Source organism: Phytohalomonas tamaricis, from assembly GCF_003012345.1.
Lineage (GTDB): Bacteria > Pseudomonadota > Gammaproteobacteria > Pseudomonadales > Halomonadaceae > Phytohalomonas > Phytohalomonas tamaricis.
In genome coordinates this window covers 659,250-671,943 of record NZ_PVRV01000020.1, presented here as the reverse complement: position 1 = coordinate 671,943, position 12,694 = coordinate 659,250, and the positions used below count along the sequence as shown (strand labels likewise).

Below are 12,694 nucleotides of genomic sequence, written 5' to 3'. Positions count from 1 at the left end.
GGGCGTAACGGCTATGCTCGGTATAAGCTAAAAGTAGTGTGAGTGTCGTGCAGCACGATGACACCGCGTCGAATCTTTCCAGGAGGAGATAGACCGTGGAAAAGCAGAATGTTCATCCTGTCAACGAACAGCTAGCCGCTGACGCCTGGATAGACAACGAGCGTTATTTGGAAATGTATCAACGCTCAGTCGATGACCCTGAAGCCTTCTGGAAAGATGAGGCACAGCGTCTTCATTGGTTCACGTCTCCAACCAAGATCAAGAATACGTCGTTTTTGCCGAGCAATGTCGATATTCGCTGGTTCGAGGATGGCCAGCTTAACGCCGCATACAACTGTCTTGACCGGCATCTGGAGACGCGTGGCGACAAGGCGGCCATCATTTGGGAGGGTGATGACCCGAATGAGTCGAAGACCATTACCTATCGCGAACTTCATGCACGCGTAAATCAGTTCGCTAATGGCCTTAAAGAACTCGGCGTAGGCAAAGGCGATACGGTTACGCTTTACATGCCGATGATTCCTGAAGCGGCGATGGCGATGTTGGCATGTGCACGAATTGGTGCCATTCATTCTGTAGTGTTCGGCGGCTTCTCGCCGGATGCCCTGGCTGGGCGGATTGTCGATTCCCAGTCGCGCGTGGTAATCACCGCCGATGAATCGGTCCGCGGCGGTAAGCGTGTGCCGCTAAAACAGAATGTCGATGATGCCTTGACGCGCCAAGGTACCGATTGTGTCGATCATGTCCTGGTCGTCAGGCGCACTGGCGGCGAGATCACCTGGAATGAGCGCGATAAATGGTGTCATGACCTCGTCGATGGGCAGTCCAGCGACTGTGATGCTGAGGTCATGAATGCCGAGGATCCGCTGTTTATCCTCTATACCTCAGGCTCGACCGGTACACCCAAGGGGCTCAAGCACACTACCGGTGGCTATCTGGTCTATGCCTCGATGACTCACCAGTATGTCTTTGACTACCACGAGGATGATATTTACTGGTGTGCGGCGGATGTGGGCTGGATTACGGGCCATTCCTACATTCTTTATGGGCCGCTCGCCAACGGGGCGACAACGTTGATGTTCGAGGGCGTGCCGAGCTATCCCTCTCATGGGCGCGTCGGCGAAATCGTCGACAAGTATCGCGTCAATATCCTGTATACCTCGCCGACCGCTGTGCGCGCATTGATGGCGCATGGTGACCATGTCATGGATTCAAGCTCACGCGATAGTCTGCGTGTGCTGGGCTCGGTTGGCGAGCCGATCAACCCCGAGGCGTGGGAGTGGTTTCATCGCGTGATTGGTAAAGGACGCTGCCCACTGATGGATACATGGTGGCAGACCGAGACCGGTGGCATCATGATCACGCCGTTGCCCGGCGCGACGGCATTGAAGCCCGGTTCAGCGACACGTCCTTTCTTTGGCATACGCCCGGCGCTCTACGATAACGAGGGTCGCAAGCTGGACGGTACCACCGAAGGCAATCTGATTATTGAAGATAGCTGGCCGGGGCAAGCACGTTCGATATGGAACGATCACGACCGCTTTGTAAAGACGTATTTCTCAGCCTACGAAGGGGTCTATTTCACCGGTGACGGTTGCCGCCGTGATGAGGATGGCTATTACTGGATCACCGGGCGTATCGATGACGTCTTAAACGTGTCAGGCCATCGTATGGGTACTGCCGAAATAGAATCCTCGCTGGTGGCTCACGAGGCGGTCGCCGAAGCTGCCGTGGTCGGTTTTCCTCACAGCGTGAAGGGGCAGGGCATCTATATCTATGTGACCTTGAATGATGAGGCCGAGCCGACCGAAGAGCTGCGCAAGGAACTGGTGGCTTGGGTACGCAAGGATATTGGGCCCATCGCAACGCCTGATATTATCCAGTGGGCCCCCGGGTTGCCCAAGACGCGCTCGGGCAAGATCATGCGACGCATCCTGCGCAAGATCGCTGCCAATGAACTTGATGGGCTGGGTGACATCAGTACTCTGGCTGATCCTGGCGTTGTCGATGAGTTGATTGAAAATCGCGGTAACCGTTGAACAATGATGCAGTATCGATCATTTTGATAGAAATAGTATGTTTTGATGCTCTCCACCGGCCTTCGGGCCGGTCTTTTTATGTACTATTCAACATTAGTAGATGTTGATGTTTTGACGCTGTATTAGAAGTCGGCAGGTTATGCTTTGGTATTGGAAAATGCTTGAAGTAACATGAGACCAAAGTGTGCGGCGTTATGACGCACGTGTATGCCGCCCTGGCCATGTCTGCATGTAGGACTGGCGAGCAATAGATCACGCACACTCTCGCTGTACAACAACGATGCTCCCCTGTGGAGATCTGGTTCGCAAGAGGGTTTGAAGGAGAGACCGCATGGCCTTAGCTCAGAAGTTTATTGTCGCTGACGACCACCCTTTATTCCGGGCGGCGTTGACCCAAGCCTTGCGTCAAGTGGCAGCGCAGGCTGAAATTATCGAGGCAGACAGTATGGAGGCGACACTTGATGCCGTGACACGTCATCCTGATGTCGATCTGATCTTGCTCGATTTGCATATGCCCGGTGCACATGGTTTCTCCGGTTTGATTCAGCTGCGTGGGCAAATGCCTGATATTCCGGTTGCCGTAGTGTCAGGGAGTGAGGAATTTCATGTTGTGCGCCGTGCAATCGATTATGGCGCTTCCGGTTTCATCCCCAAGTCATCGTCTCTGGACAAGATATCTCAAGCAATTGGGGAGATTCTTGAAGGTGAAGTCTGGCTGCCTCCGCATATGGCGGATGTGCTGGGGGACGGTAACGAGGAAGAGACCAAATTCGCTGAAGCAATCGCATCACTGACGCCTCAGCAGTTCCGAGTGCTTAATATGCTGACGGAAGGACTTCTCAACAAGCAGATTGCCTATGATCTGAATGTGTCGGAAGCGACCATCAAGGCGCATGTGACGGCGATCCTGCGCAAGCTTGGGGTGCATTCACGTACACAGGCGGTTATTGCGGCGCAGAAGCTCGAGGTTGATCCGCCAAAAGTTGAAAACGGCTAATGACGTCGAGCAAAAAGCGGACATGTTTATAAGCGTGTTCATAGTTTAGGGAAACACCGTATTTTTATAATCACAACGATTATCATGCAATGAAATGATGTTGCAAAACGCCCGCTCTGTATCTTCTTAAAGATATGCAAGGCGGGCGTTTTGTATGGCAAGCGCGATCCGGTAGGTTATCGTAGCGTTCCTTGATAGGCCTGGAGCGTACGGGTCAGTAAAGCCCTGAGTGCAGCAGGACGCACAGGCTTCATCAACAAATGATAGCCGGCGCGGCGTACCAGCTCGGCAACTTCATCGGTACGGTCAGCCGTGATCACGATGCCTGGCACGTCATTGACAAGACGTTCACCAAGCGCCTCCAGTGCCATCAGTCCGGTGACTTCGTTATCAAGATGATAGTCGGCAAGAATGGCATCGGGGTCACCTTCCATGTTGCGCAGAACCGATTTACCCCCACCAATGGTTGTTGCGGTAAATACTTCACACCCCCAGCCCGACAGCATCGCTTTCATCCCTTCAAGCGTCAGTGTCTCATTATCAATGCAGAGAATACGCACACCATGGAGGCGATTGCCTGCGCGTGGTTTAGTCACGTCAGGCGTCTTTTCAACAGCGCGCTGGCCGCGCTTCCAAGGGACAGACAGGGAAAATACCGTACCCTTGCCTTCCCATGAACGTACGGTGATCGGGTGATCGAGCACGCGAGACATACGGTCTGCAATCGATAGCCCCAGTCCCAACCCTTTCTCACTTTCGCGATGACGCGATTTCTGGTCGAGCCTGCGGAATTCCTGAAAGATTTCAGCCTGCTTGGACTCGGGAATCCCGGGACCGGTATCCCACACTTCGATGGATAGTCGCTCGCCTTTGTGACGACAGCCGAGCAGTACGCGGCCATGCTGGGTATAGCGCAGTGCATTGGACAGGAAATTCTGAATGATGCGCCTGAGCATCTGGCTGTCACTATCGACCATGGCCTGGGTAGCCACCACATCAAAATCAAGCCCGCGCTCCTCTGCCATCACTTCGAACTCGGCCCGTAGCGGCCGGAAAATATCTTGCAAAGCGAAGACGTTGCGCTTGGGCGTCAGCGCGCCAGCATCGAGCTTGGAAATATCGAGCAGGGTGCCCAGCAGCTCTTCGGCCGCTTGTAAGGAATTGTCGATATGCTCAAGGGTGCCCTTGTATTCGCTCTCCCCCAAGCGCTGTGTCAACGCTGACGTGAACAGTCTCGCGGCGTTAAGTGGCTGCAGCAAGTCGTGGCTTGCCGCGGCAAGAAAACGCGTTTTGGAAGCGTTAGCGGTTTCCGCAACCTGCTTGGCCTGGCGCAGCGCCAGCTCAGCTTCAGCGCGCACCTGGTTTTCCTGACGCAGCGCCTCGTTGACTTCCGAAAGCGCCTGGGTACGCTCACGTACGCGCTCCTCAAGGTGCTCGTTAGTCTCTTTCAGCGCGATCTCGGCCAAGCGACGCTCAGTGATGTCCTGATAAAGCGCAAAGAAGCCGAGAATGCGCTCCCCTTCGACGAAGTGGGGCGTATATGTGGCCAGCATATAGCGGACGCCTCCTTCGCTATCGGGTAGCGACAGTTCATAGGAGACGCGTTCACCGGCCAGGGCGCGACGCATCCAGGGGGCACGTTCGCGCCATACCGATGCAGACATGACCTCTGCGGCGCGTTTTCCGATGACGACATTGCGGTCGATATCCATTACCGCTTCGTAGGCACGGTTGGTGAAGAGGTAATGGCATTCTTTATCGAAATAGGCGATCAACGCAGGCACGTTATCGGTGTAGATGCGAATGTTGTTTTCTGAACGGATCAAGGCCTCTTCGGTACGCTTTTGTCCGGTAATGTCCTGATAGGTGAATACAAACCCACCGCCGGCCATTGGGTTGCCCTGTACGTCGAGTACGCTGTCATCCTGACGATAACGTTGGTAATGGTGCGGCCGACCGGCACGGATGTTATCCATCAGCAGCTGAACATGCTCTTCAGGATCACCGGGGCCATATTCGCCGTGCTGGGCGTTGTAGCGGAAAATACGATCGATCGGCACACCGACACGAATCAACTGATCAGGAAAGCGGAACAGCTCAAGGTAGCGCTGATTCCAAACGACCAGGCACATGTTGTGATTGACTACCATTACCCCTTGGCTGATGTTTTCGATCGTGGCCTGAAGCAGCGAACGATTGAACTCAAGCACCTGGGAGGCCTCGTCTACGATCGAGACGACATCGGAAATCGCCACATCACGCCCAGACAGTGCCGAATTGATGACAATACGTGCTGAAGAGGCGCCAATTGCAGAAGACAGCAGCCGTTCGCTGAACTGGATATGATCTATCGAGGCGCGTGCGTTGGGCTCGAAAGGGCGCTGGTTACGATAGCCGTACTCCTCAAAAGCGCGTTCGACCTGATCATTACTCAGAAAGCGTTTGCACAGTGCCTTTAGCTCACCCACCGATGTTGACCCTGACCAAGGGCGATGGATTGTCTGCTGATTACCGACGCTATCGACGAACAAGGAGGCCTGAATGCGCTCGACAACGCGCGGAGTCGTTACCTGCGAAATGAAGATATAGCAGAATAGATTAACGCCCAGTGACAACAGTACACCTTGGGTAAGCGGCTCGCCCAGCGATAGGCCGAACGGGGCAGCAGGGCTTAGCAAATGAATACCAAAGGGGCCCTGAGTTACCAATGAGCTTGGAATCAGATGAGCACGCTCCAAGGCAGGGATCAACAGGGTATACGCCCAGATGACGAAGCCGGCCGTCATCCCCGTGCTGACACCCAAGCGGTTGCCGCGTTTCCAGTACAAGCCGCCAATCAGGGCGGGAGCGAGCTGCGCCAATGCGGCGAGCGAAAGCATGCCCAGACTGGCCAGGGAGCCGTAGTTGGCCACCAGTTTATAAAAGCCATAGGCCAGCATCAGAATGATGACGATGACCAGACGCCGCGTGCGTAGGACCCATTTGGCATAATCGCCACGTCGTGCATCAAACCACTTAAGCCGTAGCAACAGCGGGATGATGAGCTCATTGGAAATCATGATGGCGATCGTCACGCTCGCCATGATGACCATGCCACTGGCGGCGGAGAAGCCACCAATGAACGTCAGCAGGGTCAGCCATTCACTGCCGAGCGCCATGGGCAGATGTAAAACAAAAGTATCGGGATCAATAGAGGTGCCGCCGAACATTGTCAGTCCGGCAGCCGCAAGAGGCAGGACAAAGAAACCGGCTGCTAACAGATAGAGCGGAAATAGCCAGCGTGCCCGTGCGGTATCGACGGCATTGGTGTTTTCAACCACCGTGACATGAAACTGGCGTGGTACGCAGAACACAGCAAGCATGGCGAGCAGTGTCTGGGTCCAAAAGCCCTGACCGAAATTCTGGCTGCTGAACTGGCTCTCGATATGCAGATAGGCATCGGCGCGTGACGTGAGATCGCTAAGACCATCAAAGGCACCCCAAGTCACGACAGCCCCCAATACGACGAAGGCCAGCAGTTTGATGACCGATTCGAACGCAATCGCCTGGATAAGGCCTTCATGGTGTTCGGTGGCATCGGTATGGCGGGTGCCGAACAGGATGGCAAATAACGCCATCAAGGCAGCGACATAAAAGGCGGTATCGCCAAACAGGGGAGTCCGCACGATGTCGGCGTTATCGGTAAGGACCTGGAAGCTTGACGACATCGCCTTCAATTGCAGTGAGATATAGGGCAGGGTTCCAATCAGCGCAACAAGGCTTGTAAAGGCGGCCAGCGCTTGATTCTTGCCGTAGCGGGCGGCGATGAAGTCGGCAATTGACGTGACATTTTGACGCTTCGCGACGCGAATCATCTTGGTTAGAATCGGCCAGAAGAGCAAAAAGGTCAGGATTGGGCCGATGAACATGCTGATATAGGGCCAGCCGGATGTCGAGGCTTGACCAACACTGCCATAGAACGTCCATGACGTGCAGTACACCGCAAGTGCCAGGCTATAGACAATCGGACGGCGCTTGGCCGGCCCCAGACGATAGGCGCGACGGTCACCGCGCCAGGCAATGCCAAAGAGCAGCGCAATATAACAAAGCGATACTGCAATCAATAACCAGCCCTGAAACATGAAATTCTCCTAAGCTCCTGCGGGCCATTCTAGGGTGTTATGTACGCGACGGCGTGCTTGGTGTCCTAGCATGACGCTATCTATTAGCCTTGAGTCGATAGACGAACGTTTAGTTCTCAATAATTGGAAGTAAATGATTGTTTTTTAAATGCTTTATGTTTATGTCAGTGGAATGGCTACATCGCTGATACTAAAGTCGTCGTGTCATGCCGCCTCAGCTTACATACAGTGCTTGTCAGGTGAACATGCAAGGTTGCACGCCAGCTCCTTTCATGCGAGGTAAGAATATTTGCCAGCCCTGAGAATACGGATGGATAACAACAATATCCGTGGTGGCACTGGCATACGAATATAACACTCACCATCACCTACCGTGCGGTCATTGCTGTCTGGTTTAGCGCCTCTTGTAATCCGGATGAACAATTTGGAGACGTTAAACCAGACCCAGCTTTTCGGTTCCAGCTCATCCTGTGCTTCGGGATGTTACTGTGGCTGGCGTTACGTTAATCACAGGCAATCTAACCCTTTCTCACTGATACATAGTCTCTATTGCATCACTTACGTAGGGGTAGGCATTTACTGGATCAGTAGTTTTCTCTCTAACTGACATATCGTGGTAGCTTCGATGGCACTGGTATGGGTACTTCCGATTTTTGGCCTTATTTTCATAGTTATCGCTTGCGTACGCTATGTCTATCGTACTCATGATGTTGGCGGTGTCCTGTTTTTTTGGTCGCACCGCTTGATGTTCAATCCGCTTGAGTCAGCATTTCAACGCTTTGGAATTGTATTGATGTTTCTCGGCGTGGCATGGCGCTATCTTTCCCTGTTCGTCCGGTAATGAGGGATATTGATCCCGCTCGAAAGTCTGCTCATTTACTGGGGCTTCGCGCTGTACAGCAAGCAATGATAGAATGGCAGTCCTTTCAGCTTTCCTACGTTACCTCTCATGCACCAGTTCACTGAAGCCCCTATTGGCGAAGGTCTTAGCGGTAAAGACAAGCGCGAGTTCAATAAACTGCAAAAGCGCCTGCGTCGCCTCGTAGGTAATGCCATCATCGATTACAACATGATTGGTGAAGGCGATCGGGTGATGGTTTGCCTGTCGGGTGGAAAGGACTCCTACGCCATGTTGGAAATCCTTATGAACCTGCAGCGCAGCGCGCCGGTCAATTTTGAACTGGTGGCGGTCAATCTTGACCAGAAACAGCCCGGTTTCCCCGAGCATGTGCTGCCAGAATATCTCGACCGGGTAGGTGTGCCTTACCATATTGTTGAACGTGATACCTACTCAATCGTCAAGGAGAAGGTACCTGAGGGCAAGACAACCTGCGGGCTCTGTTCACGGCTGCGGCGCGGTACGCTCTATGGCTTTGCCGAGGAAATCGGTGCAACCAAGATCGCATTGGGGCATCACCGTGACGACATTCTTGAGACATTGTTTCTCAATATGTTCTTCGGTGGCAGCCTAAAGGCAATGCCGCCAAAGCTGCTTTCCGACGATGGTAAAAATATCGTTATTCGGCCAATGGCGTATGTGAGCGAAGCCGATATTATCGACTTTGCCCAGGCGATGGCGTTTCCGATCATTCCGTGCAATCTGTGCGGCTCTCAGGAAAACCTGCAGCGCCAGGTGGTCAAAGAAATGCTGGCGGAGTGGGACAAGAAGCATCCTGGCCGCATCGAGACCATGTTCAAGGCCATCACCAACGTAGCGCCATCACAGCTTGCCGATCGCAATCTGTTTGATTTTGAACATCTTGAAACCAAGCGCGAGGAGATGCAGCGCAACCGCATCGATGCCCTTGACCTGCTTTCACGCGAGGCGTGAGAGTGCCTCTGGTTGCGTCTACGCTTTCCAGCCAGACCTTTGCCTCGCTGATAGACTCCTCTTCGCACGACGAAGGTGGCCAGGCCTCGCTTGCGCTTTATGATGTCGAGGCGCTGGGGCGTGTGTACGTCTGTGGCTCTCCTCTCCGTGGTCGCCTGCTGCTGGCTCATGGTGCGGGTGCTGGACCGGAGAGTGCCTTCATACAGGGCCTGCTGAAGGCAATAGCTTCAGAGGGTGTGCAGACGCTGGCCATTGAATTTGCTTACTGGGCCCGGGCAAGACATGAAGGAAGGCGACGTCCACCGCCGAAAATCGCCACACTGTGCGATGAAATACGCGCCTGGCGTAACGTATTGCCGTCATCAGTATGGTTAGGCGGCAAGTCAATGGGTGGCCGTGCCGCAAGCATGGTGGCGGCCGAAGAAGGCGCGCCAGGGCTCGCATTGTGCGGCTATCCTTTTCATCCGCCGGGCAAGCCTGACCGATTACGCCTTGATCACTGGCCACAGCTGACATGCCCGACGCTGGTGTTGCAAGGTACGCGTGATCCGTTCGGACGCCGTGATGAGATCGAAGATTACAAATTGCCGACCTGCGTGCGGGTACACTTTCTGGAAGACGGTGATCATGATTTCAAGCCGCGTCGCTCCAGCGGCCGCTCACAGCATGATCTAATTTGTGAGGCTGCGGGGCAGATTCGCCATATATTTGAATCATCATCGAATTCGTCAAAACGATAGAACGATCAAGGTGTTGACTTTTACGTCACTGTCGGTAGAATGCCTCGCCACGTGACCAGGGGTGGTTAGCTCAGTTGGGAGAGCACCAGCCTTACAAGCTGGGGGTCACAGGTTCGAACCCTGTACCACCCACCATCACTTTTTCGAAGCGGCTGGTTTGGTTATCGAAATAGTTATCGGGTGTCACGTTAAAGAAGCGATATGCGGACCGGTAGTTCAGCTGGTTAGAATGCCGGCCTGTCACGCCGGAGGTCGCGGGTTCAAGTCCCGTCCGGTCCGCCACTTCGCCTTCTAGCAAGTTGTTTGATCATGTCGTCATTGACGATATGCTGCATACGATGCGGACCGGTAGTTCAGCTGGTTAGAATGCCGGCCTGTCACGCCGGAGGTCGCGGGTTCAAGTCCCGTCCGGTCCGCCACTTGCAGCAGTATGATTGATATGTTGGTTGTATCCGGGTGGTTAGCTCAGTTGGGAGAGCACCAGCCTTACAAGCTGGGGGTCACAGGTTCGAACCCTGTACCACCCACCATTGCTTAAAGCATCAAGCGATATGCGGACCGGTAGTTCAGCTGGTTAGAATGCCGGCCTGTCACGCCGGAGGTCGCGGGTTCAAGTCCCGTCCGGTCCGCCATTTTAAGCTTGATGTTATTTGCTTCCTTCCTAGAGCTTACCTTCTCGCCTTGCCTCACCTGCTGTTTGCTTTTATTACTTTATGGCCTGCTTGGCGCGTCAATTTTTTAATATGTGACGTACATGCATGTCCCGCTAGTACTCGTATTCCTGAAGCCAGTCTTCAATTAATGGATAGACTTCATGCTGGCAGCGCTCATGATTCAGCAGATCGTCATGTCCATAATCATGGCTGAGGCCACCGGGCGTACCAAGCAGTCTGAACTCGCCCTGATGGGGACCACATTCGTCGCGAAAACGTGCAACATCAGCGGAATGGCCAAAAGCTTCGTCGCCATTACCTGCCATGTGCAGCGTAGGCGGTAACCCGCCGCGAATCAGCGCTCGTCCGTAATCGAATCCATCTCTTTCATCCTGCCATTTATCATCCTTCAGCCAGCGCACATGTTGGCGATGATTACCGGCATATTCATTATCGGTTCCCCATCGCAGCTGCCGTGCTGGCATGTAGCCATATATACCGCGTATTAACGACCCGTACTGTATCCAGCGTCGAACAATCATTTGCTTTTGCACTGCATTGGCCGCATTGGCTTGGCGTCGCGTGCCCAGATAGACCTGACTGGCTATTTTGCGACGATTTTCGCGTGTGCGTGCTAGATGTGCCGCGATCAGGACGCCGCCCCAGCCATGAGCGATAACATGAGTACGTGAAGCACCGGTATCCTGCAGCCAGGCAGAAAGGGCGGTTGGGATCTCCTCGACGATAACATCGCTCTGATCGAAGCGTATGCCGCGTGATGGTTTCGGCGTGGCTAAGCCATGGCCGCGCTGATCAATGATGGCGACCTCGTGACCGCGCAAAGCGAGCCAAGGCGCCAGGCTATGGATATCAGCTTCTGACTGGGCAGTGCCTCTGACGTGTTCTTTCCAGAATATAGCCCCCGAAGCGGCAATATCATGCCAGCATAATACCGGCAGACGTGTTGCGCCCTGGCTGGGGCCTAGCCGGGTGAGGTGAAGCGAGCCACCCTTTGGCAGGGGAATGTGGCGAAAACTTGTATCAAACGCCATATCTGTTTTTCCTTGTAAACCCTTGCTGGAAGCGTGCGTGTATCGATGCACATACAATTTCATTGAGATTGACTCTTGCACTGACGCGCTAAATAACGCCATTCTTGAGACAAATAACAACCTCATTGAAGGACAGCATGTCATGTCTATGGCGCCATCGACCTCGCCAACCGGGTCGCTTGAAGTGTTGGCACAATCTCTTCCTACCCAGCCGCGCTTTCTGGCCAGTGATAATACTTCGGGCATTTGTCCCGAGGCGCTCGAGTACATGCTGATAGCCAACCGTGAGGATGATCTTGCTTACGGCAATGATGCCTGGACAGAACGCGCAACCAACCAGTTTCGCGAGCTATTCGAGACCGATTGTGATGTCTTCTTCGTATTCAACGGTACGGCAGCCAATTCGCTGGCTCTCGCGTCACTGTGCCAGTCCTATCACAGCGTGATTTGTCATGAACTAGCGCACATCGAAACCGATGAATGCGGCGGACCGGAGTTTTTTTCAAACGGTTCGAAGTTGCTCAACGTCTCGGGGCCACACGGCAAGGTTACCCCTGAAAGCATTGAGCGAATGGTGACACGCCGTCACGATATTCACTATCCGCAGCCCAGGGTGGTTTCTATCACGCAAGCCACCGAGCTGGGTACGCTTTATAGTCTTGATGAATTAAGCGCGATTCAGGATACCGCACGAGCTCATGACTTGAAGATTCATATGGATGGTGCGCGCTTCGCCAACGCCTGCGCCGCGCTCGATGTTGCTCCGGCGGAAATGACCTGGAAGCGTGGCGTGGACGTGCTGTGTTTCTCGGGTACTAAAAACGGCACTGCCTTCGGGGAGGCGATCCTGTTCTTTGATCGTGCCCTGGCGAGAGATTTTGAGTACCGCTGCAAGCAGGCTGGGCAACTCGCTTCCAAGATGCGATTCATTGCTGCGCCGTGGCTAGGGCTGCTGGAAAGCGGTGCCTGGCGTACCAATGCGTTGCATGCCAACGCTATGGCCAAGCGCCTCGTTGAAGGCGTGGCGCGCCTTGGCGTCAATACCATGTTTCCCGCCGAGGCCAATGCGGTATTCCTAGAGTTGCCGGTCAGGGCGCAGCAGAGACTGCGCGACAAGGGCTGGACGTTTTATACCTTCATCGGTGAGGGCGGGGTGCGTTTCGTTTGCTCCTGGAATACTACCGTTGAGCTGATCGACAGCCTGGTCGATGATATTAATTCAGTGCTGGCGGTTGCCGACTGATAGTGATATGGCTAATAG

General features: G+C 54.0%; 8 protein-coding genes and 5 tRNA genes. 11 read left to right on the top strand and 2 right to left on the bottom strand.

Annotated elements, in window-relative coordinates; translation table 11 throughout:
* Nucleotides 1–95 precede the first annotated feature (95 nt).
* Both acs and C3Z11_RS08525 read left to right on the top strand, forming a co-directional pair.
* On the top strand, nucleotides 96–2,039 hold the full coding sequence (acs, locus tag C3Z11_RS08530; RefSeq protein WP_106477494.1) for an acetate--CoA ligase: 1,944 nt from the start codon (nucleotides 96–98) through the stop codon (nucleotides 2,037–2,039).
* A gap of 331 nt (nucleotides 2,040–2,370) precedes the next feature.
* The gene (locus C3Z11_RS08525; protein WP_106477493.1) at nucleotides 2,371–3,036 is read left to right on the top strand and encodes a response regulator; all 666 of its coding nucleotides are present in this window, start codon (nucleotides 2,371–2,373) and stop codon (nucleotides 3,034–3,036) included.
* Nucleotides 3,037–3,212: 176 nt separating this feature from the next.
* Here the strand turns inward: C3Z11_RS08525 and C3Z11_RS08520 are convergent, their stop codons facing one another.
* Entirely contained in the window at nucleotides 3,213–7,157 is a 3,945-nt protein-coding gene (locus C3Z11_RS08520) for a hybrid sensor histidine kinase/response regulator (protein WP_106477492.1), read from the bottom strand.
* A gap of 625 nt (nucleotides 7,158–7,782) precedes the next feature.
* Here C3Z11_RS08520 and C3Z11_RS08515 point away from each other — a divergent pair.
* From C3Z11_RS08515 to C3Z11_RS08480, 8 genes are all read left to right on the top strand, one after another.
* On the top strand, nucleotides 7,783–7,998 hold the full coding sequence (locus C3Z11_RS08515) for a hypothetical protein (protein ID WP_106477491.1): 216 nt from the start codon (nucleotides 7,783–7,785) through the stop codon (nucleotides 7,996–7,998).
* A 108-nt stretch (nucleotides 7,999–8,106) separates the two neighbouring features.
* Complete coding sequence (gene ttcA, locus C3Z11_RS08510) at nucleotides 8,107–8,988, top strand: tRNA 2-thiocytidine(32) synthetase TtcA (RefSeq protein WP_106477490.1); 882 nt, start codon at nucleotides 8,107–8,109, stop codon at nucleotides 8,986–8,988.
* 2 nt (nucleotides 8,989–8,990) lie between these two features.
* Nucleotides 8,991–9,728 carry an alpha/beta family hydrolase gene (locus tag C3Z11_RS08505; RefSeq protein WP_262927305.1) on the top strand — a complete coding sequence of 246 codons (738 nt, stop codon included), beginning with the start codon at nucleotides 8,991–8,993 and terminating at the stop codon, nucleotides 9,726–9,728.
* Nucleotides 9,729–9,787: 59 nt separating this feature from the next.
* Nucleotides 9,788–9,863, top strand: a tRNA-Val gene (locus C3Z11_RS08500).
* A gap of 70 nt (nucleotides 9,864–9,933) precedes the next feature.
* Nucleotides 9,934–10,010: transfer RNA gene (locus tag C3Z11_RS08495), tRNA-Asp, on the top strand.
* 60 nt (nucleotides 10,011–10,070) lie between these two features.
* Nucleotides 10,071–10,147, top strand: a tRNA-Asp gene (locus tag C3Z11_RS08490).
* Between the two features lie 35 nt (nucleotides 10,148–10,182).
* A tRNA-Val gene (locus C3Z11_RS08485) sits at nucleotides 10,183–10,258 on the top strand.
* A gap of 25 nt (nucleotides 10,259–10,283) precedes the next feature.
* Nucleotides 10,284–10,360 (top strand) — tRNA-Asp (locus C3Z11_RS08480).
* A 134-nt stretch (nucleotides 10,361–10,494) separates the two neighbouring features.
* Here the strand turns inward: C3Z11_RS08480 and C3Z11_RS08475 are convergent.
* Entirely contained in the window at nucleotides 10,495–11,433 is a 939-nt protein-coding gene (locus C3Z11_RS08475) for an alpha/beta fold hydrolase (protein WP_158700964.1), read from the bottom strand.
* 148 nt (nucleotides 11,434–11,581) lie between these two features.
* Here C3Z11_RS08475 and C3Z11_RS08470 point away from each other — a divergent pair, with 148 nt between their 5' ends.
* The gene (locus C3Z11_RS08470; protein ID WP_106477772.1) at nucleotides 11,582–12,676 is read left to right on the top strand and encodes a threonine aldolase family protein; all 1,095 of its coding nucleotides are present in this window, start codon (nucleotides 11,582–11,584) and stop codon (nucleotides 12,674–12,676) included.
* Nucleotides 12,677–12,694: the final 18 nt, after the last annotated feature.

Coding starts and splice junctions, on each gene's coding strand:
- C3Z11_RS08520 (WP_106477492.1), bottom strand. CDS start 7,157: ATGTTTCAGGGCTGGTTATTGATTGCAGTATCGCTTTGTTATATTGCG.
- C3Z11_RS08470 (WP_106477772.1), top strand. CDS start 11,582: ATGGCGCCATCGACCTCGCCAACCGGGTCGCTTGAAGTGTTGGCACAA.
- C3Z11_RS08515 (WP_106477491.1), top strand. CDS start 7,783: ATGGCACTGGTATGGGTACTTCCGATTTTTGGCCTTATTTTCATAGTT.
- ttcA (WP_106477490.1), top strand. CDS start 8,107: ATGCACCAGTTCACTGAAGCCCCTATTGGCGAAGGTCTTAGCGGTAAA.
- C3Z11_RS08525 (WP_106477493.1), top strand. CDS start 2,371: ATGGCCTTAGCTCAGAAGTTTATTGTCGCTGACGACCACCCTTTATTC.
- C3Z11_RS08475 (WP_158700964.1), bottom strand. CDS start 11,433: ATGGCGTTTGATACAAGTTTTCGCCACATTCCCCTGCCAAAGGGTGGC.